This is a genomic window from Roseomonas alba (assembly GCF_019430885.1).
In the GTDB taxonomy this organism is placed as follows: Bacteria; Pseudomonadota; Alphaproteobacteria; order Acetobacterales; family Acetobacteraceae; genus Neoroseomonas; species Neoroseomonas alba.
Map to the genome: position 1 here is coordinate 270,605 of NZ_JAHYBZ010000005.1, position 22,214 is coordinate 292,818.

Annotated in this window: 20 protein-coding genes and 1 pseudogene; 7 read left to right on the forward strand and 14 right to left on the reverse strand. The window is 68.9% G+C overall.

Translation table 11 applies throughout. From position 1 onward, the window contains the following. The first annotated feature begins 38 nt into the window (after positions 1–38). Positions 39–695 (forward strand): TetR/AcrR family transcriptional regulator, encoded by a 657-nt coding sequence (locus KPL78_RS15870; RefSeq protein ID WP_219763952.1) that lies wholly within the window; start codon positions 39–41, stop codon positions 693–695. Between the two features lie 155 nt (positions 696–850). Here KPL78_RS15870 and KPL78_RS15875 read toward each other — a convergent pair whose 3' ends face one another. Beyond that, the gene (locus KPL78_RS15875) at positions 851–1,717 is read right to left on the reverse strand and encodes a shikimate dehydrogenase (RefSeq protein WP_219763953.1); all 867 of its coding nucleotides are present in this window, start codon (positions 1,715–1,717) and stop codon (positions 851–853) included. A gap of 114 nt (positions 1,718–1,831) precedes the next feature. Here KPL78_RS15875 and KPL78_RS15880 point away from each other — a divergent pair, with 114 nt between their 5' ends. Then, positions 1,832–3,718 carry a bifunctional sugar phosphate isomerase/epimerase/4-hydroxyphenylpyruvate dioxygenase family protein gene (locus KPL78_RS15880; RefSeq protein ID WP_219763954.1) on the forward strand — a complete coding sequence of 629 codons (1,887 nt, stop codon included), beginning with the start codon at positions 1,832–1,834 and terminating at the stop codon, positions 3,716–3,718. A 240-nt stretch (positions 3,719–3,958) separates the two neighbouring features. Here KPL78_RS15880 and KPL78_RS15890 read toward each other — a convergent pair. The 11 genes and pseudogenes from KPL78_RS15890 to KPL78_RS15940 form a co-directional block, all read right to left on the reverse strand. After that, a pseudogene (locus KPL78_RS15890) lies at positions 3,959–4,689 on the reverse strand (IS3 family transposase); the annotation flags it as partial. Positions 4,690–5,010: 321 nt separating this feature from the next. Next, positions 5,011–5,961 (reverse strand): NAD(P)-dependent oxidoreductase, encoded by a 951-nt coding sequence (locus KPL78_RS15895; protein WP_219763956.1) that lies wholly within the window; start codon positions 5,959–5,961, stop codon positions 5,011–5,013. Further along, a complete protein-coding gene (locus tag KPL78_RS15900) occupies positions 5,954–6,283 on the reverse strand; it encodes a carboxymuconolactone decarboxylase family protein (RefSeq protein ID WP_219763957.1) in 330 nt (109 codons plus the stop codon). Before KPL78_RS15900 ends, KPL78_RS15895 begins: the two co-directional genes overlap by 8 nt. A gap of 70 nt (positions 6,284–6,353) precedes the next feature. After that, positions 6,354–7,595, reverse strand: coding sequence for an ABC transporter substrate-binding protein (locus KPL78_RS15905; protein ID WP_219763958.1), 1,242 nt, complete (start codon positions 7,593–7,595; stop codon positions 6,354–6,356). Between the two features lie 29 nt (positions 7,596–7,624). Next, on the reverse strand, positions 7,625–8,329 hold the full coding sequence (locus KPL78_RS15910) for an ABC transporter ATP-binding protein (RefSeq protein ID WP_219763959.1): 705 nt from the start codon (positions 8,327–8,329) through the stop codon (positions 7,625–7,627). Beyond that, on the reverse strand, positions 8,322–10,091 hold the full coding sequence (locus KPL78_RS15915) for a branched-chain amino acid ABC transporter ATP-binding protein/permease (RefSeq protein WP_219763960.1): 1,770 nt from the start codon (positions 10,089–10,091) through the stop codon (positions 8,322–8,324). The genes KPL78_RS15910 and KPL78_RS15915 overlap by 8 nt, the downstream gene beginning before the upstream one ends. 4 nt (positions 10,092–10,095) lie before the next feature. Beyond that, positions 10,096–11,052: a branched-chain amino acid ABC transporter permease gene (locus KPL78_RS15920; protein ID WP_255569056.1), complete on the reverse strand. Its 957-nt coding sequence runs from the start codon at positions 11,050–11,052 to the stop codon at positions 10,096–10,098. Positions 11,053–11,325: 273 nt separating this feature from the next. Next, the gene (locus tag KPL78_RS15925) at positions 11,326–12,315 is read right to left on the reverse strand and encodes a LacI family DNA-binding transcriptional regulator (protein WP_219763962.1); all 990 of its coding nucleotides are present in this window, start codon (positions 12,313–12,315) and stop codon (positions 11,326–11,328) included. Between the two features lie 111 nt (positions 12,316–12,426). Continuing rightward, positions 12,427–13,200 (reverse strand): SDR family oxidoreductase, encoded by a 774-nt coding sequence (locus KPL78_RS15930; protein WP_219763963.1) that lies wholly within the window; start codon positions 13,198–13,200, stop codon positions 12,427–12,429. Then, positions 13,197–14,159 carry a Bug family tripartite tricarboxylate transporter substrate binding protein gene (locus KPL78_RS15935; protein WP_219763964.1) on the reverse strand — a complete coding sequence of 321 codons (963 nt, stop codon included), beginning with the start codon at positions 14,157–14,159 and terminating at the stop codon, positions 13,197–13,199. Before KPL78_RS15935 ends, KPL78_RS15930 begins: the two co-directional genes overlap by 4 nt. A gap of 29 nt (positions 14,160–14,188) precedes the next feature. Beyond that, positions 14,189–14,977: an SDR family NAD(P)-dependent oxidoreductase gene (locus tag KPL78_RS15940; protein WP_219763965.1), complete on the reverse strand. Its 789-nt coding sequence runs from the start codon at positions 14,975–14,977 to the stop codon at positions 14,189–14,191. A 166-nt stretch (positions 14,978–15,143) separates the two neighbouring features. Here KPL78_RS15940 and KPL78_RS15945 point away from each other — a divergent pair, with 166 nt between their 5' ends. The 4 genes from KPL78_RS15945 to KPL78_RS15955 all read left to right on the forward strand — a co-directional run bounded on the left by KPL78_RS15945 (position 15,144) and on the right by KPL78_RS15955 (position 18,686). Then, entirely contained in the window at positions 15,144–16,187 is a 1,044-nt protein-coding gene (locus KPL78_RS15945; RefSeq protein WP_219763966.1) for a Bug family tripartite tricarboxylate transporter substrate binding protein, read from the forward strand. 17 nt (positions 16,188–16,204) lie between these two features. Further along, entirely contained in the window at positions 16,205–17,560 is a 1,356-nt protein-coding gene (locus KPL78_RS15950; protein WP_219763967.1) for an MmgE/PrpD family protein, read from the forward strand. A gap of 13 nt (positions 17,561–17,573) precedes the next feature. Next, positions 17,574–17,840 carry a transposase gene (locus KPL78_RS30825; protein ID WP_408904486.1) on the forward strand — a complete coding sequence of 89 codons (267 nt, stop codon included), beginning with the start codon at positions 17,574–17,576 and terminating at the stop codon, positions 17,838–17,840. Between the two features lie 162 nt (positions 17,841–18,002). Beyond that, complete coding sequence (locus KPL78_RS15955; protein ID WP_219763968.1) at positions 18,003–18,686, forward strand: FadR/GntR family transcriptional regulator; 684 nt, start codon at positions 18,003–18,005, stop codon at positions 18,684–18,686. A 27-nt stretch (positions 18,687–18,713) separates the two neighbouring features. Here the strand turns inward: KPL78_RS15955 and KPL78_RS15960 are convergent, their stop codons facing one another. Beyond that, complete coding sequence (locus KPL78_RS15960; protein ID WP_219763969.1) at positions 18,714–19,868, reverse strand: mandelate racemase/muconate lactonizing enzyme family protein; 1,155 nt, start codon at positions 19,866–19,868, stop codon at positions 18,714–18,716. Positions 19,869–19,877: 9 nt separating this feature from the next. Beyond that, positions 19,878–20,870: a Bug family tripartite tricarboxylate transporter substrate binding protein gene (locus KPL78_RS15965; RefSeq protein WP_219763970.1), complete on the reverse strand. Its 993-nt coding sequence runs from the start codon at positions 20,868–20,870 to the stop codon at positions 19,878–19,880. A 117-nt stretch (positions 20,871–20,987) separates the two neighbouring features. On the opposite strand from KPL78_RS15965, the gene dgoD reads away from it, so the two are divergent. Continuing rightward, on the forward strand, positions 20,988–22,160 hold the full coding sequence (gene dgoD / locus KPL78_RS15970) for a galactonate dehydratase (RefSeq protein ID WP_219763971.1): 1,173 nt from the start codon (positions 20,988–20,990) through the stop codon (positions 22,158–22,160). Positions 22,161–22,214: the final 54 nt, after the last annotated feature.

Genomic DNA, 22,214 nt, shown 5'->3' on the forward strand with positions numbered 1-22,214 from the left:
CAGCTGTGGCAGACTGCCATGGTCACAGCGGAGCAGCCATGCCCAGCCCCCCCGAACCCGAGCAGGCCCACGCGCCGGTGCGCCGACGCATGCCCGAACAGACACGTCTGGAGGTGTTGGAAGCGGCGATCGCGGAGTTCAGCGAGAAGGGGTTCTCGGGTGGGCGCGTCGACGACATCGCCGCGCGCATGCGTACCACCAAGCGCATGATTTACTACTATTTCGGCGGCAAGGCGCAGCTCTATGCTGCGGTACTCGAACACATGTACGGCCGCATGCGCGATGCGGAACAGGCCCTGCATCTGGACGCGCTGTCGCCGACCGAGGCTTTGAGTCGCCTGGTCGAAGTGACCTTCGACCACCACGCGGAGCACCCCGAATTCGTCCGCCTGGTCAGTGTCGAGAACATCCACGAGGCGCGCATGGTCGCAGCCTCCCCGATCATTCAGGAACGCAATGCGGCGATCATCGGGACCCTGAAGACCCTGATCGCGCGGGGCGAAACGTCGAACGACTTTCGGCGAGGGCTGGATCCCCTGGACCTGCACATGCTGATCAGCAGTTTCTGCTTCTACCGCGTCTCCAATCGCCACACGCTGCGGACCATTTTCGGTGCCGATCTGGCAGCACCGGAAACCGTCGCGGCGCACCGGCGCATGATTGTGGAAGCCGTGCTGCGCTATGTGCAGCCGTAAGGCTCATACCAAAGGTCGAAGTCGTCGACCTTTGGTATGCGCATTTGCGGACCTCAGACGCCGGGCGCAAACCTCCGGTTTGCTTGGCTTTCGCCGGACTGCCGGCGGGCCGCATTCGCGGCCTCGGCACGAGGCAAAGCCTCGTGCCGTTGGTATCAGACACCCGTCATTTCCCTGAAGTGGCGCAGCATGCGCTCGGCATCAGGCGCCTTCCCGGTAAAGAGACGAAAGGCACCCACGGCCTGGAATACCGCCATGCCGCCGCCATCGAGGCTGCGGCAGCCCAGGGCGCGTGCGCTGCGCAGCAATTCGGTCTCGAAGGGGAAGTAGACGACGTCGGCGACCCAGATGTCGGGCCGCAGCAGAGCGGCAGGCAGTGGCATCCCGGGGTGCTTGGCCATGCCGACCGGCGTGCAGTTCACGAGCCCATCCACCGCCGCCATGACGGATGCGGCATGAGGGACGGCCCGGGCCCTCCCCACGCCGAAACGCGCCACCAGGCTCTCAGTCAGGGCCTCGGCGCGCGACGCTTCAGCATCCGTGATCGAGAGCCGCTCTACCTCCTCGGTCAGCAGGGCGTGGGCCACCGCGGCACCTGCGCCCCCGGCGCCAAGCACCAGCACATGCTCGCGTGGCGCGCCCGGCAGGCCGCGCCGAAACGCCTCGGCGAAGCCGGCGCAATCGGTGTTGTGCCCAACCCGCCGCCCGTCGCGCAGCACCACCGAGTTCACCGCGCCAAGCGCCAGGGCTTCTTCCGACAGTTCGTGCAGCAGCGGGATCACCGCCTGCTTGCACGGGAAGGTGATGTTCAACCCGGCGAAACCCATCCATTCCGCAGCGGACAGCAAATCGGGCAGGGCCGACGCCGCCAGGCCGAGCACCTCCAGGTCAATGCGGCGATAGACAAGGCGCAGGCCCTGTTCCGCACCCTCGCGCTCATGCATGGCAGGTGTCCGAGAGGCCTGGATGCCGCTGCCGATCAGCCCGACCAAGACTGAGGGACGCTGATCCCACCGCATCATCGCGAGTTACATCCGCCTCCTTTGGACTTGCTCCATGAATGAACCAATTGGTACATAACGGTCAATGCGGTCCCGGGCTCCATCCTCGGGAATGCCGACGCCGCGAGGTCCGACGTGACAGTTTCGCCTCGTCTTCCAACGTCAATCGCCACGGTCTGCCTCTCCGGGACCCTGCCCGACAAGCTTGAGGCCGCATCATCCGCCGGCTTCGAAGGCATCGAGATCTTCGAGAACGATCTCCTGACCTTCGACGGTACGCCAGGCGACGTCAGGCGGATGTGTGAGGACCTGGACCTTGCCGTCACCATCTTCCAGCCGTTCCGTGACTTCGAGGCGATGCCCGAGCCGCAGCGCGCCCGCAATCTTGATCGCGCGGAGCGGAAGTTCGACACCATGCAGGCACTCGGGACCGACCTGATCCTGGTCTGCTCCAGCGTGCATCCCGCTGCCCTGCCGGAACCCGAGCGGGCGGCCGCGGATTTTCACGAGATGGCGGACCGTGCCAGCCGCCGCGGCCTGCGTGTATGCTACGAGGCGCTGGCCTGGGGCCGCCACGTCAGCCGCTGGCGCCAGGCATGGGATGTCGTCCGCCGGGCGGATCATCCGGCGCTTGGCCTTTGCCTGGACAGTTTCCACACCCTGGCGCTTGGCGATGACCTGGGCGGGATCGCCGCTGACGTGCCGCCGGAGAAGCTGTTCTTCCTACAACTCGCGGATGCGCCGATGCTCTCGATGGACGCCCTGTCCTGGAGCCGACACCATCGTCTCTTTCCAGGGCAGGGCGAATTGCCGGTCGCGCCCTTCCTCGCTGAGTTGCTTGCTGCCGGCTATGCGGGGCCACTGTCGCTAGAAATATTCAACGACGAGTTCCGTGCCGCGCCATCACGACGGATTGCGCGCGACGGATTGCGCAGCCTGGTCTGGCTCGAGGAGCAGGTCGGTCGCGCCCCGTTGCCGGCGATACCGGCGCTGAGCGGGATCGAGTTCGTGGAATTCGCCGTCGACGCTGAAGCAGCCGGGGCGCTCGGGCATTTCGTCTCGACGCTCGGCTTCCGTCGCGTCGGACGCCATCGCTCCAAGGAGGTCGAGCTGTGGCGAAACGGCGACGCCAACCTCGTGCTCAACAGCGAAGCTGACAGCGCGGCAGCCGAGCACTTCATTCAACACGGCCCTTCCGTCTGCGCCTTGGCGTTCCGGGTCGACGACCCCGCGCGCCTGGTCGCGCGGGCCGAAGCGCTGCACTATTCCATTTGGAGCGAACGCATCGGCGCCGGTGAAAGCAGCATTCCCGGCATCCGGGCACCCGACGGCACCCTGATCTACCTGATACAGGAAACCGCCGCGCGCCCGAATTGGGAGAATGACTTCCACCTCGAGGCGGAGGGCCAGGATGGCGGCATGCTCGGCATCGATCATGTGGCGCAGGCCGTGCCCCCCGGCATGGTGGACAGCTATGTGCTGTTCTTCCGCGCGCTGTTTGGCCTGACGCCGGATTCGCCGTGGGACCTGCCTGATCCCTACGGGCTGGTACGGTCCCGTGCCTTCATCGGCGGCGAGGGCTGCTTGAGGCTGCCGCTCAATGTCTCGGAGAGCGGTCGCACCGGGACGGGACGCTTCGTCTCGGCGACGGCTGGCGCCGGCGTGCATCACATCGCCTTTCTGGTCCGCGACGCGGCGAAGGCGGTTGATGCCGCGGCGGCCCGGGCTGCGCCCTTGCTCGACATCCCTGCGAACTACTACGAGGACCTCGGGGCGCGGTTTGGCTTAGCCGAGGACGAGCTGGCGATGCTGTCGCGACGCCATCTCCTCTACGATCGCGACGCTTCCGGTGGCGTCTATCGTCACGTCTACACCGCCTCCTATCGCGACCGCTTCTTTCTGGAGATGGTGGAGCGCAGCGGAGGCTATGCCGGCTTCGGCGCGGCGAACGCATCCATCCGGATGGCCGCGCAACGTCGACGGGATTCCGGCGCGGACTTTGGCGGTGCCGAGAGCTCGTGAACGAGCGTGTACGTCCTACTGCCCGCCAAGATCACGTATTGAGAGTAGCGAGACGCATGAGTCCCGACAGCGAATTCGTCCAGCGCGACCGCGCGGCCCATCCCGCCGCGGTCACACCGATCTACAAGACCAGCGTTTACCGTGGACGGCACCGGCCGCCTCTGAGGTGGTCTCCAACCGTCGGACAGTTTGACGGTCTGGATAAGCTCGGTCCTGGTCGTCGTCAGGCCGCCAATGTCGTCATCCCAGTTGCCCCATACGCATCGTCGGAGGGCGCCCGGCAAGCACGCTGTGTGGGCGTTCGGCATTGTAGTAGCCGATCCACTTCGGTCAGCCCGGCCCGCTGCAGCACGCCGGTGAAGCGCGGCGAGGTGAACTGGCCGTCCCGGTTAGTGTTGAAGATCTCAGGCCGCCCGAACCGCGCCAACGCCTCCTCCAGCGCCTCCAGGCAACACTCCACGTCCAGCGCGTTCGACACCCGCCAGGACAGCACCTTCCGCGTCGCCCAGTCCATCACCGCCACCGGGCAGAGGAAGCAGCGCCGCATCGGCAGGTAGGTGATGTCGGCGCACCAGACCTGGTTCGGCCGCTCGATCGCCAGGTCCCGCAGCGGGTAGGGGAAGATCCGGTGCTCCGGATGCGGCATGCTGGTCCGCGGCCGCACGTGGATCGGCGCCAGGCCCATCTTCGCCATCAACCGCCGGATCCGCTTGCGGCCGACGGCATAGCTCCCGCGCCGCAGGTGCCGCGCCATCGGCCGCGAGCCGTACCACGGCGTCTCCAGGAACTGTCCGTCAATCAGCCGCATCAGTTCCAGATTCAGCGGCGTCTCCCCACCAGGCCGGTGGTAGAACCCCCGACCGGCTGATCGAGACCAGCTTGCACTGGCACACGATCGACAGCCGTGGGTGCCCCTGCTCGATCACCTGGCGTCGCCGATCAAGGCTCATCGACCGGACGGCTTGGCCAAAAAGTCCGGTGCACCAGCAGCAGGCCGCATAGCCTTCAACCAAGGTGAGCCAGACATTCCAATCCTAAGCACCCTCCTCCGTCTCAAATCATCCGACGACGGATAATCGGGTCGATAGCACGTCGCAGTTTCTGATCTGGGCGGATGAGCGCCCGCCACCGATCCCGACGATCGGGGCAACCAGCATTCCCAAGGAGCCCTGGCCGGATCGGTGGGAAACACGCTGGTAGAAGACGCAGGTGCCCGAACGAGTGGCCCTCACGTCGGAGCAGATGTCAGGTTCAGGACCTATCTGACGACGGACAGGGCGGCGCGCCATGTCCTATGATACCCCATCGGTGTCGAGTACGGCCTGGACTGCGGCGGGATCGCACCTGACGGTCACGTTCGCACGTTCGAGCTGAAGCTTCATCGGCACACGGCTGTCGAGGTTCTCCCAGCCGCGGTTCAGCGCCTCATTGATCTCCTCCAGCGTCAGGTTGCACAGGCGCATCGGCACGCCGAGGTCGCGGCCCATGCTGACCGCGAGGGAGACATCCTTGTGCGCAAGCTTGAGCGAGAAGGCCGGCGGATCGTAGTGATCGACCATGAACTGGTCGGCCAGGCGGTCGAAGGTACGCCGGCGCCCAAGCGCGCCCTGGCGCACCGCGCTCCACAACTCCAGCGGATCCATGCCCGCCTTCACGCCCATCGAGAAGACCTCGGCCATCACCGTCTGGATCGCATAGCCGGCCATGTTGTGCACGAGCTTTGCGACGGTGGCGCTGCCAATCGGGCCGATGTAGCGCGCCTGGTCGCCGAAGGCGTCGAGCACCGGCTTATACTTCTCGTAAATGGCTCGATCGCCGCCAACCCAGATGGCGAGCCGGCCTGTCTCAGCACCCTTCGGGCCGCCGCTGACCGGCGCGTCGAAGCCGTGCGCGCCCTTCTCGGCCAGGGCGGCCGCGAAGCGGCGCACCAGCGCCTGCGAGTTGGTGGTGAGGTCGAACCAGGCCGCGCCCTTCCGCACGCCGGCCAGGATGCCATCGGGGCCGAAGGCCACCGGCTCGACCTCCTTCGGGCCGGGTAGCGAGGTGAAGATGACCTCGCATTGCTCGGCGACCGCCTTCGGGCTGTCCGCCCAGATGGCATCGGCGGCCAGGCGATTGGCCCCCGCCTCGCGCCGGACGTCGTGGATCACAAGCTGATGGCCGGCCTTCTGCAGGTTGGCCGCCATGAAGGCGCCCATGGTGCCGAGGCCGATGAATCCGACCTTCATCGCGGGATCAGACATCGCGCTTCTCGAACACGTTGGTGGCCACGCTCGCGCCCGTCATGCCCGCCGGCCAGCCGGCATAGAAGGCGAGATGCGTGACGAGTTCCGCGATCTCGTCCCGCGTCACGCCGTTGTCGAGTGCCCGGCCGATATGGGTCTCGAGCTGCTCGGGCCGGTAGGTGGCGACGAGCGCGGCGACGGTGATCAGGCTGCGATCGCGCTTCGACAGGCCCGGGCGTTCCCAAAGGTCCCCGTAGAGGACGCCTTCGGTATAAGCGACCAGCGCCGGCGCGGTCTTGCGGACCCGATCTCGCTGCGCCGAGGTTGGGATCTTGGCCATATCGTGCTCCATCCAGGGGTGATGAAAGCGCGTGGCCGGGCGTCGCACCGGCCACGCGTCAGGCTGTCTGTCAGGTCCGTCGCGGCCAGACGGCTTCGGCGACGGCGGATTGCGACGGGTAGACGGTCACCGGCCGCCCGCCTTGCCACTGCACGACCATCAGCCCGGCATTCTCGCGCAGCCCGTTGGCGTCGAACTTGATGCGCCGGCCGGGGAAATACGCCGCCGGCCCGTCGGTCACGTCCATGGTGCGGATCGCCTGGGCCACCGCGTTGCGGTCGGCACGCCGTGCGGCCTCCAGCGCATACTTCACGATCCACATGTCGCCATAGGTCGAGATCGCGTTCTGCGTCATCCAGGGCTCGTTGGTCTCGCGCCGCCACTCCTCGATGATCTGTTCCTGGCCCTTGGCGTCCCAGTTCGCGACAACGGTCATCAGGCCTTCGAGCTGCTCCGCGCCCACATTCTGCAGCATATCGGTCTGCGCCACCGCGATGCCGTTCGCGATGGTCGGCAGCCGCCCGCGACCGAGCCCGAATTCGTTCATCTTCTCGATCACCAGCTTGGCGTCGGAGATGACGGTGACTGGGAAGATCAGCATGTCCGGCCGGCGCGAGCGTATGCGCTGCACCAGCTGCGTCGCGTCCGACAGCGGGGGGGTGAAGGTCTCGTCCACCACCACGCGCACGCCGAACCGGGCCTGCGCCTCCTGCCGGATCGGCTCGACGAAGGAGATCGAGGCGGCGGTGTTGTCGGTCAGGATGCCGACCGTCTCCGGCCGCCGGCCCGATGCGCTCTGCGCGAGCTGCATCAGGGTCGGGATCGCCTCCCGCGCCTGGTCACCCGCGCGCGAGGAGGTCTGGAAGACGTAGCGGAAGCCGCGCCCGGTGATGAGGTCGGAGTAGGACAGCGTGAGCATCAGCAGCTCCGCCCGCTCCGTCACCTCGGTCGCGGCGAGGGTGAAGGAGCTGAGATAGGCGCCGGTCGCGGCGACCATGTCGGGTTCCTGCGCGACCATGCGCTGCGCAGCGTTCTTCGCCTTCTCCGTGCTGTCGCCGGCATCGAGTACGACGAGGCGCATGCGAGCCCCGTTCAGCGCCGCGACGCCGCCGCGCTCATTGATGTGGCGCACGGCGAGCTCGGCGCCGCGACGCATGATCTCGCCGAAGCGCGCCCAGGGTCCGGACAGGGGCACGAGCAGCCCCACCTTCACCTCGGCTGGCGCCTGCGCCTGCCCGATCCGTACCGTGAGGCCGGTCGCCGCCGTCAGGCCGAGCGTCGCCGCCATCACATCGCGCCGTGTCTGCGTCATGTCGTGGCCTCCCTTGCCATGTCGCGCCGTCACAGGCCGAGATAGGCCTGCCGCACGCGGTCGTCGCCGCTGAGAACCTCGTAGTCGCCTTCGAGGGCGATGCGCCCGCCCTCGAGCACGTAGCCGCGATCGGCGGAGGCCAGCGCCTCCGCCACGCGCTGTTCGACCAGCAGGATCGCGATACCGTCGCGGTGGATCTCGGCCAGGCGCTCGAAAATCTGCTCCGAGATTGCCGGCGCGAGGCCCATCGAGGGTTCGTCGAGCATCAGCAGGCGCGGCGAGGAGGCGAGGCCGCGCGCAATCGCCACCATCTGCTGCTGCCCGCCCGAGAGCGTGCCGGCCGGCTGGCCGCTGCGCTCGCCCAGGATCGGAAAGAGGTCGAGGATCCGGCGCCGGTTGCGGACCCAGTCGCGCCGCCCGGCCGCGGTGCTGGCGCCCATCTCAAGATTGTCCATCACGCTCAGCGAGGGGAAGACCTGCCGCCCCTCCGGCACATGCGCGATGCCGAGATGCGGACGCTCGGACGGGCGTACCGCCAGCAGGTCCCGCCCGTCGAAGCGGATCCGCCCGGCGGTCGGGGACAGGATGCCGGAGATGGTCTTGAACAGCGTTGTCTTGCCTGCACCGTTCGGGCCGACGATGGATACGAACTCGCCGGCCTCGACGCGGATCGACAGGCCCTTCAGCACGGTCGGGCCACCATAGCCGGCGTGCAGATCCTCGATCTCAAGCATCGGCGCGCTGCCACTTCTTGCCGAGATAGGCCTCGATCACGGCGGGGTTTCGCATCACGTCCGCCGGCGCGCCTTCCGACAGCAGCGCGCCGTGGTCGAGCACGATGAAGCGGTCCACCAGGCGCACCATGGCATGCATGGTGTGCTCGATGATGACGATGGTGATGCCCCGTGCGGCGAGGCGACGGATGACAACGAGCAGCACCTCGACCTCCGGCGCGCCGAGGCCGGCCAGCGTCTCGTCCAGCAGCAGGATGCGCGGCTGGCCGGCGAGCGCGCGGGCGATCTCCATCAGCCGCAGTTGGAGATTGGTCAGCCCGCCGGCGAGTTGCCTGACATCGCGGTCCAGCCCGACCAGGCGCAGCGCATCGGCAGTGACGGCGCGCGCTTCGTCCAGCGTGCGGGTGCGGGCGAAGGCGCCGACCATCACGTTGTCGGCGATTGTCAGGCGCGGGAAGGGCCGCATGATCTGGAAGGTGCGGCCGGCGCCGGCGCGGCAGACCTTGTGCGGCCGCCAGCCGACGATGCTGCGGCCCTCGAGCAGGATCTCGCCCTCGTCTGGTCGCAGGAAGCCGTTCAGGAGGTTGAAGACCGTCGTCTTCCCTGCGCCGTTCGGGCCGATGATGCCGAGGATCTCGCCCTGGCGGACCGCGAAGCTCATCTGCTGCACCGCGCGCAGGCCGGAGAAGGATTTCGAGAGGTTGCGCACCTCGAGGATGACGGGAGCATCGGCCGCGGGTTGGGTGCGCGGCGGGGCTGCGTCGGTCGGCGCTTCGACGGCGCTCGCCTCCGGTGCGGGTGGCGCGCGGCGGCGCGCCAGCGCATCCGCGACGCGCCAGAACACGCCCTCGGGCGCGACCAATACCACGGCGATGATGGCGGCGCCGAAAACGAAGCCCTGGATTCCCGGGATGGTCGCGCCAAGCTCCGCCTGCAGCACCTCGCTGAGCGGGATCAGCACGACCGAGCCGATGACCGGACCCCAGGGTGTCGCGATGCCGCCGAACATCGTGACCGTCAGCGCCTGGGCCGAGACCAGCATGCCGAACACGGCCTCGGGCGTCACGACGAGCAGGATCACGGCGTAGAAGCCCCCGATCGCCGAAGCGAGGCCGCCACTCATGACGATCGCGACCAGCTTGGTGCGCCATGTGTCGATCCCCGCCGCCTCCGCCGCCGCCTCGTTCTGCTTGATGGCAATGAGGGAGAGGCCGAAGCGCGCGCGCTCCACCGCGATGGTCAGAGCCATCGCGCCGCCAAGCAGCGCGACGGCGATCCAGCCATAGATGCGCGCATCGGCGAACTGCATGAAGGCGGGCCCATCCTCCCGCCGCATCGGCAGCGAGACCTCCTGGTAGCCGAGCCACAGGAAGACATGCAGCAGCGCCAACGGATAGGCGAGCATGGCCAGCGCGAAGTAATGCCCGCGCAGCCGGAAGGTCGGTACGCCGATCACCACCCCCGCCAGGCAGCCGAGCAGCCCGGCGACCGGAATGCCGATCCAGGGCGAGACGTGCCATTCGGCAAAGGCGAGCGCGACCGCATAGGCGCCGAGCCCGAAGAAGGACGCGTGCCCGAAGGAGATCAGCCCGCTGTAGCCGCTGAGCAGGTTCCAGGCGAGGCCGAACACCGCCCAGATCGGCACGATGGTCAACACCAGGCGGTAGTAGGAGTTTGTCACGAGCAGGAAGGCGAGCGCCCAAAGCGCGAGGAAGGCGGCCACCGGCAGCACGGTCCGCAGCAGGGGGCGGGGGACGAACATCGCTTCAGGTCCGTTCTACAGAGCGGCCGAAGAAGCCTTGGGGGCGCAGCAGCACGATCAGCAGGAAGACGACGAAGATCGCGGTGTTCTGCAATTGCGTCGGCAGCACGAGCGTCGAGAGCTGCTGGATCAGCCCGATCACCATGCCGCCCCAAAACGCCCCGCCGATGCTACCCATGCCGCCGAGCACGACGCCGGCATACATCACGATGACGTATTCGAGGCCGACATAGGGCGTGAAGGGATAGGAGGAGGCCAGAAGGCCGCCCGCGATCGCGGTGATGCCGACACCGAGCGCGAAGGCGACGCGGTGCGCGCGTTCCACGTCGATGCCCATGTAGATCGCGGCCTGCGGATTGTCGGCCGCGGCGCGCAGCGTCTTGCCGAGACGCGTCCGGTTGATGAAGAGCAGGAGGCCGATCGCCACCGCCACCGAGACCAGCGCCGCGATCGCACGCGCCTTGTTGACGAAGATGGTGAGGTAGCCGTCCTCGAGCAATGGCCCGATCTCGAAGGCCGAGGAGGAGAGCGGCGTGCGAATCGACACGGGCACCGAGCCCAGCACGAACAGCCCGCCATTCTGCAGGATCAGCGCGATGCCAAGGGTCAGCAGGAGCTGTGCGTAGTGCCCCTCGCCTTCCAGCGCCGTGACGCGCATGCCGGTGACGCGCGAGAGCAGCAGCCGGTGCACCGCCCAAGCAAAGAGGAAGAGCGGCGGTCCCGCGAGGATCGCGGCGATATAGGGCCCTCCATAGGGCCCGAAGGCCGCCTGCACGCCGAGCGCGGTAAACAGGTAGAAAGCGGCGTACATGCCGCACATCATGAAGTCGCCCTGAGCGAAGTTGATCACGCGCATGACGCCGAAGATCAGGCCGAGGCCTACGCACATCAGCCCATAGAGCGCACCGACCAGCAGGCCCGCATTCAGGGCCTGGAGCACGTCCTCGAGGAGCTGCGCCATCGGCATCGCGTTAGTGCCCCGCCTGGGGCCGCAGCGATGCGTCGGGGGCAGGTGAGGGGCTGCGGGCCGCCGTCGCCCGGCGCGGCGCAATCTGCGTCATGCGGCCGGAATCGACGCCGCCGAGCCTGTAGCCCGTCGTCATGCGTTTCCCCTCGATGTTCTACCGATATCGCGGGCGCTCCGCTGATCCCGGCTGGCTTGACGGGATGCTAGCGACGCCCGACGGGCCAGCGCAATCCGAAATATGGTATCGATATCATTCGGCGCGGCGCGCTACGTGCTCGCCCGCTGGATGATCTCGAAGCCAAGATCGACGCGGACACGCTCCGACGAACGTCCGTGGATGCGGTCCAGAAGGATCTCAGCGCTGCGCCGCCCGACCTCGAGGCGCGGCAGTCGCACGGTGGTGATCGCGGGGTTGAGCTGGCGCAGCAGGTCGATATCGTCGAAGCTCGCGATGGCGACGCGCCCGGGGACTGCCCAGACGCGCCGCTGGCATTCCAGCAGCGCACCGACGGCCAGCACGTCTCCCGCGAAGAAGACGGCATCGACGCTCGGCGTCATCTCGACCAGGCGGACGATCGCCTCGCAGCCGGACGGCAGGCCGGGCGGCATCTCGAGCATGATGCGCGGATCCGCCGGCAGGCCGGCCTCCGCGAGCGCCGCGCTGTAGCCCCTGCGGCGTTCCTGCGAACGCTCGTTGTGCGCGAGCGGCAGCGTGACGAGCCCGATGCGCCGGTAGCCCAGCCGCAGGAGGTGCAGCGTCATCGCCCGCGCCGCATCCACGTTGGAATAGCTGACCACCATGTCGAGCGGGTCGTCGGTCAGGGTCCCATTCTCGACGACCGGCACGCCGGACCGCCGGATCAGCGCGCGCAGCGCCGGCGTGTGCGTCGTGTTGTGCAGCACGAGCCCAGCCACCCGCTGCGCCACGAAGGCAGTGACGAGCGCCTCCTCCTCGGCGGGGCTGTAGCCGCTGTCGGCCACCATGAGGTGATGACCGTGCCGCCGCAGCACGTCCGAGATGCCCTGGATGGTGTCGGAGAAAAGGGTGTTGCGAATGCTCGGCACGACGAGGCCAGCAACGTTCGAGCGATTGGAGGACAGGTTCCCCGCCAATCGGTTCGGCACGTAGCCGATGGCGCTGACCGCCTCCTCCACGCGGCGCCGCACCTCGGGCGAGACCCGGTCCGGGCTGTTCAGCGCGCGGGAGACGGTCATGGTGGAGACGCCGGCGCGCTCGGCGACGTCGCGCATCCGCATCGCCCCTTCTCCGGGGCGCTTCCCACGCATCCGCCCGTCGCCTGCCGCCGCCCGTCCGGGCGGCTCGCCGTCATCCATGCGCCGAATCGATCCCCTTCCGCCTCGCTCCCTTCATATCGCCCGGACCCACCCGCCATCCACGTCCAGGATCGCGCCCTGTAGATAGGCCGCCTGACGGGACGCGAGGAAGGCGACAACCGCGGCGATCTCCTCAGGCTCTCCAAACCGCGCGACGCCGGTCTCCGCCGCGAGGGCCTGGGCGGCGGCTGCGGGATCGAGGCCGCGTTCCCGTTCCAGCGTGGCGATGCGCCCGGTCAGCCGGTCGGTCCGAATGCTGCCGGGGTTGATGCAGTTGACGCGCACGCCATCCGCCACGCCGCGGTCGGCCAATGCCTTGGTCAGGTTCATCAGCGCGGCATTCACCGAACCGCCGATGGCGAAGTCGGCGCTCGCGATCCGACCGCCGACGCCGGCAATGTTGACGATGGCGCCGCCTCGCTCGCGCAGATGTGGCCAGGCGGCGCGCGCCATGCGCACGGCGCCGAACAGCTTCAGGGCGTAGCCGTCCGCCCAGGCCTCCTCGTCGAGCGCGAGGAAGTCGCCGCGCCGGGTCGCGCCGGCGCAGTTCACCAGGAGATCTAACCGCCCGAACTGCGTGAGGGCCGCCGCAACCGAGGCTGCCGCCGCCTCCGGGTCACGCAGGTCCGCGCCATGCGGCACCGCGCCCGGCAAGGCCGCCGCTTCGTCGCGCAGGCGGTCGGCCGAGCGCGCGACGAGCAGAACGCGCATCCCTTCCGCCGCCAGCCTCCTCCCAATGGCGAGCCCGATGCCGCGGCTTGCGCCGGTCACGATGGCCGCTTGCCCGGAGAGATCGGGATAGGTCATTCCATCGTGATCCGCGCTTCGCGCACCACGCGGCCGATCTTATCCATATCGACGCGCAGTAGCGCGCCCATCTCGGCCGGCGTGCCGCCGACGACCTGCGAGCCGAGGTCTAGCAGGCGGGCGCGCCCCTCCGGCGTGCCGACGATGGCCATGAATTCTCGGTTGAGGCGGTCGACCACCGGCTCCGGCATGCCGGCCGGGCCGATCACGGCGTACCACTCCACGATGTCGAAGCCGGGCAGCGCCGCCTCGGCGATGGTCGGCACCTCGGGGAGGTAGGGCTGGCGCTGCGCGGAGGTGACGCCGAGCGCGTGCACCGCGCCGGTGCGGACATGCGGCAGTGTCGAGCTGCCATTGCCGAACATCAGCTGGATTTCACCGGCCACCAGCGCAGCGATCGCCGGCCCGCCGCCGCGATAGGGCACGTGCACCATGTCGACGCCGGTCATCAGCTTGAACATCTCGCCTGAGATGTGCACCGCCGACCCGATGCCCGGCGAGCCGAAGGATAGCTTGCCGGGGTTCGCCCTCCCGTAGTCGATCAGTTCGCGCACTGACTGCACTGGCAGGCTGGGGTGGACGGCGAGGATGTTCGCCACGTCCGCCAGGTGCAGGATTGGCGTCACGTCGTTCACGGGATGAAAAGGCTGGCGCGACAGCAGCGGGGCCGACACCAGCGTGCTGGTCACGATCCCGAAATTGTAGCCATCGGGCGCGGATCGCAGCAGCTCCGCCGTGCCGATGGCGCCGGAGGCGCCGCCGCGGTTCTCGATCACCACGGGCTGGCCCAGGGCACTGGACAGCGGCGGCTGGATGATCCGCGCAAGGATGTCAGTGGTCCCGCCCGGTGGCCACGGGATCACCATCCGCAGCGGCCGCGTGGGCCAGGCCTGGGCCTGCGCGATCACCGGCATCGCCAGAGCGGCCGTTGCGCCAATCATGATGTCCCGACGCTTCATTCTTCGTTCCTCCCCGTCGTCTCATTCGTTCAACTCGCGGACCAGGCTCCGTCGATCGGCAGAGCCGCCCCGGTGATGTCGTCGCCCCCCGGGCCGCACAGGAAGGCGACCATGCCGGCCACCGCCCCCGGCGCGACGAAGCGACGCGTCGGCTGCTTTTCCGCGAGGAAGTCCGCGATCGCCGCCTCGCGGTCGGTCTCTCCGCGCGCCGCCATGCCGGCGGCGATGCGCGCCTCGATCGCCGGCGTCGGGGTGGACCCCGGGCAGATCGCGTTGCAGGTGATGCGGTCGCGGACGGTCTCCAGCGCCACGGCGCGCGAGAGCCCGATCAGGGCGGTCTTGGTCGTGACGTAGCCGACGCGCCCCGCTGTGCCGAATAGGCCGTAGACCGAGGACATGTTCACGATGCGCCCCCAGCCCCGCGCGCGCATGCCCGGCAGGGCAAGCCGGATCGCGTGGAAGGGCGCGGACAGGTTCACCGCGAGATCCTCGTCCCACGCGGCCGGCGTCAGGGCCTCGATGGGAACGAGATGTCGCGTAACCGCGTTGTTCACCAGAATGTCGGGCCCCCCGCCCGTCGCCGCAAGCAGCGCCTCGACCTCGGCCAGGTCGGCGAGGTCCGCGCGCCTGTAGGTCACGGCGGCGCCGTGGCGGCTTGCGAGCCCATGCGCGACCGCATCGCCCTCGGCGGCCGGCGCCAGGCCATGGATCAGCACCTCGCATCCCATCGCGGCGAGGCGGTCGGCGATGGCGAGGCCAATCCCGCCCGTCGACCCCGTCACCAGCGCCCGGCGGCCCGCCAGGGTGTCATCCTTCATCCATCCCACCCATCGACTGAGATCGATAACCTAGGAGAGCCGCCGGGGTGACGACAAGCGGCGCAATGATCCATGCCAAGGGCCGCCTTGGCTTGCCTCGAGCCTGCAGTCTGGCATGATAGCGATATCAAAATGATGCGGCGAGGCCGTACGGGAGGACAACGTCATGCCAGGCAGCAGGAGGCCCCATGCGCGGTGGCGGGGTGCGCCGGCCGCCGCATCCCCGCATCAGGTCGGCCGGCGCGCCGTCCTCGCCACCGGCGGGGCGCTGGCAGCGCCCGGCGTGCGCGCGCAGGGCGGCGCTTGGCCGCAGCGCAGCATCACGATCATCGTGCCGGCCGCTCCGGGCGGCACGCTCGACGCCCTGGCGCGTTTCTTCGCGCAAGCGATGACGCCGGCGCTGGGCCGCACCGTGGTCGTCGAGAATGTCGGCGGCGCGGGCGGCCTGATCGGCATGCAGCGCGTGACGCGCGCCGATCCGGATGGATACGCGATCGTCTTCGGGAACATGGGCGTCATGGCCGCCTTCGTGGCGCTGCATCCGACCTCGGGCTACGACCCGCGACGCGATCTCGCGCCGGTGGCCATGGCCGCCTATGTGCCGATGGTCATCGCCGCCAGCCCGCAGAGCGGCGTGCGCAGCCTGGCAGGCCTGCTCGACCGCATCCGCGAGCGCGGGGAAGGTGTGACGTTCGGGACGGCGGGCCTCGGCACCACGAGCCATCTCGCGCCTGCGCTGCTCCTGCACCTGACGGGGCTGCGCGCGACGCTCGTCGCCTATCGCGGCGCGGGACCGGCGATGAACGACCTTGCGTCGGGAACGGTGGATGCCGTCATCGATCAGACGGTGACGATGATCCCGGCGCACCGGGGCGGGACGGCGGTCGCCCTCGCGGTGAGCGGTTCGCAGCGGGCGCCGCAACTGCCGGATGTGCCGACCTTCGCCGAAGGCGGCGTGCCTGCCTTCGACCTCGTGGTCTGGAATGCCTTCGCCGCCCCGCGCGGGACGCCCGAGCCGATCGTCCAGCGGCTCGCCGGCGCGGTGGACGCGGCGCTCGCGGATGCCGAGTTGCAACGACGCCTCGGTGAACTTGCCGCCAGCGCGCCGGCGCGCGAGGAGCGTGGCCCGGGCCCTCTTGGCCAGCGCATCACCGCCGATGCCGCGCGGTGGATTGCAGTGGTAGAAGCGGCAGGCTTGGCGCGGCAGTAGGGAGAGCGGTCAGCGGCATGATGTCCGGGAAGGATGGGGCGCCTGCCCACTTGGGCGGTGCGCTCGCGCAGTTCGTCGTCGACTCGCGCTGGGACGACATACCGGCCGCCGTGCGGCACGAGGCGAAGCGCACGTTGCTCAACCATGTCGGCTGTGCGATCGGCGTGGCGCAGGATCCCGCGGTGCGGACGGCGCTCGCGGTCATGCGCCCCTTCTCCGGCGCGCCCGCGGCCACCGTGATCGCGCAGGGCGTGCGCCTCGACCCGATGGCGGCGAGCTTCGTCAACGCCATCGCCTCCAACCTGCTCGACTACGACGACACGCATCTGGCGACCGTGATCCACCCGGCCGCCCCCGTCGCGCCGCCGGCCCTGGCCCTGGCGGAACAGCGCGGCCTGTCCGGCGCGGCCACGCTGCATGCCATCCTGCTCGGCATCGAGGTTGCCTGCCGGGTCGGGCTCGGCGTCTCGCCCGGGCATTACGCGCGCGGCTGGCACATCACGGCGAGCGCCGGCGTGTTTGGCGCCGCTGCAGCCTGCGCGAAGTTGCTCGGGCTGTCGCCGGCGCAGACCTGGCACGCGCTGGGCATCGCGGCGAGCCAGTCGGGCGGCCTCGTCGAGAACCTGCCCACGGCGGCTAAGAACGTCGCAGTCGGCAACGCGGCCCGCAACGGGCTGCTCGCGGCGCTGTTTGCCGAAGCGGGCTATGAGGCGGCGCCGGCCGCGATCGAGGGGGCGCTGGGCTGGGCCCGCGCGACCGGCGACGCCATCGACGGTGACGCCGTGGCGGGCGATCTCGCGACGCGATGGGAGGCCGCGCGGAACACCTACAAGCCCTATCCCGCTGGAATCGTCTTCCATGCGGTGATCGAGGCATGTCTCGGCCTGCGGGAGCAGCTCGGTGGCGCGGCCGACACGATCGATCGCGTGACGGTTGCGGGAGACGCCCTGCTGCTGGCCCGCGGCGACCGCGAGGTGCGCAATGAGCGCGACGCGCGTGTGAGCATCCACCATGCCGCGGCTGTCGGCTTGATCCGGGGCCGCGCCGGCGTGCGGGACTTCGAGATGGCGGCCGTGACCGACCCTGCCCTGGCGGCGTTTCGTGGAAGGGTGACCGCGCAGCTGGACGCCGTATTGCCGCGCGGTGCGGCACGGGTGCAGGTGCGGCTTGTTGATGGATCGGAGGTCATCCGCACGGTCACCACGCCGCGCGGCAGCCTCGAGATGCCGATGACGGATACGGAACTCGCCGCGAAGTTCAGGGAGAACGCCGCCCTGGGCGGCATCGCCGAGCGGAGTGAAGCCCTCGTCGACGCGCTCTGGGCGATCGATGCCGCGCCGTCGTTGCAAGGCCTGTCGAGGCTGCTGGCCTAGGCCGCCCCATCCGATTCGTCGCGGATCCCGACCCGCCGCGGCGCCGCCAGACGCGCCGTCGCGGCATTGGGCTTCTGCGCTGCGGCAGGCGGAGAGTAGAACGGCGGTGGAAGAGATTTGCCGCAAGCCCGGCGTCTCCGAGCCGACCTTCTACAGGCGGAAGAAGCAGTTCGCCGGGATGGGCGTGGCGGAGATGGTAACGAGAGCCCTCGAACTCCCCTTGGAGGCAACCTGTCCTAACGATCCCGTTGATCTGGCGCTTCCAGGAGCACACACGTGATCAGATGCATGCATGAGGTCCTGTGCCGTCTCGACCCGACCTCATGAAGGCCTGTAGTCTGCGGCTGTGACGCGCATCCCTGTGCCAGTTCCCGATGCGGGTGAAACGCAGCCCAGGCGCCGGGCGGCTACAGGCGCGACTTTCCCGCCCGGCCTGTCCGCGGTGCCGAAGCTCACCGACCGGGTAGCCCAGGCGCTTCAAGACCACATCGTTGGGAGTGGCCTTCTGCCTGGCGCACAGCTTCCAACCATCGCCACGCTGTCCAGCACCTACGGCGTCAGCCCGACGGTGGTGCGGGAGGCGCTGGCGCGGCTGCGATCCGAGGGACTTGTCGAGGTCCGCCAAGGGTCCGGCGCCTATGTCTCCGGCGCATTGCGGCCCTTCCGGATTGCGGCTGAGCCGGGGGGCGACGCCTCCGTCCTGCGCGTGCTGGAATTGCGCCTGGGACTGGAAGCGGAAGCCGCCGCGCTGGCCGCCACCCGCGCCAGCCGGACCCAGCTGCGGCACATCCGGGACGCCTTCAAGGCCTTCACGGTGCGGATCGAAGCAGACGAGCCCGCGATGGCGGAAGATCTGCGCTTCCATCGCGCAGTCGCGGAAGCGGCCGGCAACCCGCTCTTCGCGGAGTTCCAGACCTTCCTGCAGCAGTATCTCACCGACAGCATCGGCGTGTCGCACGGCCGCAGCCGCGAGGCCGGACGGATGCGAGCGGTGCTGGCGGAGCACGGCCGTATCCTCGACGCGATCGCGGCCCGCGACGCCGAGGGCGCGCGGGCCGCAATGCGGGATCATCTGCAGGCTGGCATGGCGCGGCTTCGGCGTCCCGTGCGGAGGGGATCGCCCTAGGCTGCGTGCACCCGTCGACGGTTGGCGCTAGGTCAGGACGCGCCAGATCTCCTCACCGCCGATGTCCTGCGCGCCGTAACGGCGGATGGCTTCCGGGTCGAAGTCGAAGCCGAGCCCCGGTCCCTTCGGCAGCAGCAGATCACCCTTGTCCAGCACGAGCTGCGTGTCGATCAACCGGCGGAAGTTCACCACGTGATCGTCGGGCATGAACTCGACATAGGAGACACTTGGCGCGCTGGCGGCGAGATGGACATGCACGTCGTGCCAGGCATGGGGCGAGGTCGCGACACCGAAGCAGGACGCCATGGCCGTGATGCGCCGCCATTCCGTGATGCCGCCGCAGACCGTCGCATCGGTCTGGAGGATCGCCGCGGCGCGCTTCTCCAGCAATTCGCGGAAGCGCCAGCGACCGGCCTCGATCTCGCCGGTCGCCACGGGGACCGGCGTGGCGCGGGCAAGGGCGGCGTGGTTCTCGATGTCATCCGGGAGGAACGGCTCCTCGATCCAGTAGGGATTCATCGGCTCGAAGCGGCGGATGTACTGGAGCGCGGTGGGCAGGTCTGACCAGGCGTTGTTCGCGTCGAGCATCAGCTCCACGTCAGGGCCGACGGCGTTGCGCGCCACCTGCAGGCGGGCGGCCTCCTGCGCCGGGGTCCGGCCCCGGGCGCCGACCTTGATCTTCACCGCACGGTGGCCCGCCGCGACGAAGGCCTGCAACTCCTCCGCCAGCTCCTTGTCGCCCTTGCCTGGCCAGTAGTAGCCGCCGCTGCCGTAAGAGGGCACGCGGTCCAGCGCCGCGGCGCCGAGATAGCGGTAGAGCGGTAGCCCCGCGAGACGGGCATTGAGATCCCAGATCGCGATATCGATGGCGCTGAGCGCGCGCATGACGCCGCCGACGCGGCCGAGCAGCAGTGTCTCCTGGTACATGTCGTGCCAGATGCCCTCGACGCGGTGGCAATCCTGGCCGACCACCTTGTGCGAGAGCGCGTCCACCACGGCATCGAAAAGTAGACGCCCCGCCTTGTTCACAGCGTAGCAATAGCCGAGCCCGGCTGTGCCATCCTCCGCCCGCACACGGACAAGGCAGTACTCGCGGGCTGTGACTTGCCGGGTGGAGAAGTTGATGGGCCGGTCCAGCGGGACGCGGGCGACACAGACCTCGACCGAGGCGATCTTCGGCATGGAGTTTCCTTATTCGGGGCGGATGTTGGCGGCGCGGATCAGCTCCGACCACTTCCGGTCCTCGTCCAGCATGAGCCGGGCGAATTCCTCCGGCGGCCGGTTGAGGACCACCGCGTCCTGCGAGGTGAAGCGTTCCTGCACCGCCGGATTCGACAGGGCGCGCGAGACGTCCGCCGCCATGCGCTGCACCATCGGCTGCGGCATCCTGGCCGGGCCGATCACGCCGAACCACACATCGGCCTCGTAGTCGCGCAGGCCTTGCTCGGCCATGGTCGGCACGTTCGGCAGCATGGTGGAGCGCGCAGCAGTGGTGACGCCGATCGGGGTCAGCAGACCCTCCCGCACCTGGTTCAGAACCTGCGTCGTGGTGAGGAGGGCGAGCGGGACCACGCCCGACAGCAGATCCGTCATGGCCGGTGCGCCGCCGCGATAGGCGACGTGATTGAGGCGGATGCCAGCCGTCTTCGTCAGCAATTCCATGGCGAGCTGCTGAGCCGAGCCCGGGCCGGGCGAAGCATAGTCGATGTCGCCGGGCTTGTCCGACGCGAGTCGGATCAGGTCCTGCAAGCTCCGCGCGGGGAAGCGCGGATTGCCCACCACGATGAAGGGAGAGCGGGCGACGAGGCCGATCGGCGTCACGTCGCTCAGCGGGTTGTAGGGCAGGTTCGGGTAGAGCGCGCGGTTGGTGACGTGGGAGGAGATGGTGAACATCAGCGTCTCGCCGTTCGGTTCGCTCTTCACCAACGCCTCGGTCGCGATGATGCCGTTGGCGCCGCCGCGATTCTCCACCACGACCGGGACGGACCACATCTTCGAAAGCTCGTCCGACAGGGCCCGGGCGAAGATGTCGGTGGAGCCGCCCGGTGGGAAGCCGACGATCATTTTCACCGGCCGTCCGGCCGTCGGAGACGCCGTAGGCTGCGCCCGGATGGTGGCTGGCAGGACGGCCATCGGCGCGGCGAGCGCCAGAACGGCGCGTCGGGTCGGGTTCCGTTGCGACATGTCCGTGTTCCTCTGCTCCCGGCTTGTTGGGGGTCGGGCTGCCGCGGAACCTAGCCAGCTTGGCGACGGCAAGTCAAATGGTCATCATATGACTCTATCGCCAAGGGAGAGAGGCGCATGAGGATCACCGGCATCCGGACCATCGTCGTGAACGCGCAGATGCGGAACTGGGTCTTCGTGAAGGTAGAGACCGATCAGGACGGCCTTTACGGATGGGGCGAGGCGACGCTGAACTGGAAAACCCGCGCCGTGACCGGCGCAGTGGAGGACCTGGCGCCGCTGCTGATCGGGCGCGACCCACGCGACATCGCCCAGGCCTGCCGCATCATGCAGAAGCACAGCTACTATCGCCTGGGCATCATCGGCATGACGGCGATCAGCGGGATCGAGCATGCGCTTTGGGATATCGCTGGCAAGGCGCTTGGCGTCCCCGTCTGGCGGCTGCTCGGTGGTAAGGTGCGCGACAAGGTGCGCCTCTACACGCATCTCGGTCTCGGCGACATGAGCGCGGTCTATGAGACCTTCGACGAGGGCCGGCTGGCCGAGCGCGCCCAGGCCGTGTTGGCGGCTGGCTACGACGCGTTGAAGGTGGTGTTCATCCCCTATGTCGGAGCGACCGCCTCGCCGGCCGCTTTGCGCCACGTGGAACGGCTGGGCCGCGCGCTCCGCGCGGCGGTGGGCGAGAATACGGAAGTGATGGTGGACTTCCACGGGCGTCCCGCCACCGTGTCCGCGTCCCTCCAGTTCATCCGCGCGTTGGAACCGCTCGCTCCGATGTTCTGCGAGGAGCCGATCCAGCCTGGCGACACGGAAGGGTTGGCGCAGATCGTCGCGCAGTCCCGCAGTCCGATCGCGACTGGCGAGCGGCTGGTGGGCGTGCGCGAGTTCGCGGACCTTCTCCAGCGCCGAAGCGTGCACATCCTGCAGCCGGACCTGAACCACTGCGGCGGGCTGCTGGAGGCGCAGAAGATCGCTGCCTTTGCGGAAGTCGCCCAGGTCGGCATCGCGCCGCACAATCCGAACGGCCCGTTGGCCGGCATCGCCGCGCTGCACTACGCCGTGGCCACCCCGAACTTCGTGATCCAAGAGGCGATGCCAGGATCGGTCCCCTGGTACCACGATGTGGTCCGCCAACCGGTCCAGCGGAACGGCGGTTTTTGGCCGGTGCCGGAACTGCCGGGCTTCGGGGTGGAGGTGGACGAGGACCAGGCGGCGAAGCACCCCTTTGAGCAGGAGGTGCTGCACACGCAGAATGCCGTGCTTGAGGACGGCACGGTGGTGGATTGGTGAGACTGGGCCACGGTCCCTCCCGCCAGGGCGCCTCGGCCCAAAGTCCGAAGCCTG

What these genes read in the sequence shown, in the direction of transcription:
- KPL78_RS15870 (WP_219763952.1), top strand. Translation starts at nt 39, where the DNA reads ATGCCCAGCCCCCCCGAACCCGAGCAGGCCCACGCGCCGGTGCGCCGA.
- KPL78_RS15875 (WP_219763953.1), bottom strand. Translation starts at nt 1,717, where the DNA reads ATGATGCGGTGGGATCAGCGTCCCTCAGTCTTGGTCGGGCTGATCGGC.
- KPL78_RS15895 (WP_219763956.1), bottom strand. Translation starts at nt 5,961, where the DNA reads ATGTCTGATCCCGCGATGAAGGTCGGATTCATCGGCCTCGGCACCATG.
- KPL78_RS15900 (WP_219763957.1), bottom strand. Translation starts at nt 6,283, where the DNA reads ATGGCCAAGATCCCAACCTCGGCGCAGCGAGATCGGGTCCGCAAGACC.
- KPL78_RS15905 (WP_219763958.1), bottom strand. Translation starts at nt 7,595, where the DNA reads ATGACGCAGACACGGCGCGATGTGATGGCGGCGACGCTCGGCCTGACG.
- KPL78_RS15910 (WP_219763959.1), bottom strand. Translation starts at nt 8,329, where the DNA reads ATGCTTGAGATCGAGGATCTGCACGCCGGCTATGGTGGCCCGACCGTG.
- KPL78_RS15915 (WP_219763960.1), bottom strand. Translation starts at nt 10,091, where the DNA reads ATGTTCGTCCCCCGCCCCCTGCTGCGGACCGTGCTGCCGGTGGCCGCC.
- KPL78_RS15920 (WP_255569056.1), bottom strand. Translation starts at nt 11,052, where the DNA reads ATGGCGCAGCTCCTCGAGGACGTGCTCCAGGCCCTGAATGCGGGCCTG.
- KPL78_RS15925 (WP_219763962.1), bottom strand. Translation starts at nt 12,315, where the DNA reads ATGCGGATGCGCGACGTCGCCGAGCGCGCCGGCGTCTCCACCATGACC.
- KPL78_RS15930 (WP_219763963.1), bottom strand. Translation starts at nt 13,200, where the DNA reads ATGACCTATCCCGATCTCTCCGGGCAAGCGGCCATCGTGACCGGCGCA.
- KPL78_RS15935 (WP_219763964.1), bottom strand. Translation starts at nt 14,159, where the DNA reads ATGAAGCGTCGGGACATCATGATTGGCGCAACGGCCGCTCTGGCGATG.
- KPL78_RS15940 (WP_219763965.1), bottom strand. Translation starts at nt 14,977, where the DNA reads ATGAAGGATGACACCCTGGCGGGCCGCCGGGCGCTGGTGACGGGGTCG.
- KPL78_RS15945 (WP_219763966.1), top strand. Translation starts at nt 15,144, where the DNA reads ATGCCAGGCAGCAGGAGGCCCCATGCGCGGTGGCGGGGTGCGCCGGCC.
- KPL78_RS15950 (WP_219763967.1), top strand. Translation starts at nt 16,205, where the DNA reads ATGATGTCCGGGAAGGATGGGGCGCCTGCCCACTTGGGCGGTGCGCTC.
- KPL78_RS15960 (WP_219763969.1), bottom strand. Translation starts at nt 19,868, where the DNA reads ATGCCGAAGATCGCCTCGGTCGAGGTCTGTGTCGCCCGCGTCCCGCTG.
- KPL78_RS15965 (WP_219763970.1), bottom strand. Translation starts at nt 20,870, where the DNA reads ATGTCGCAACGGAACCCGACCCGACGCGCCGTTCTGGCGCTCGCCGCG.
- dgoD (WP_219763971.1), top strand. Translation starts at nt 20,988, where the DNA reads ATGAGGATCACCGGCATCCGGACCATCGTCGTGAACGCGCAGATGCGG.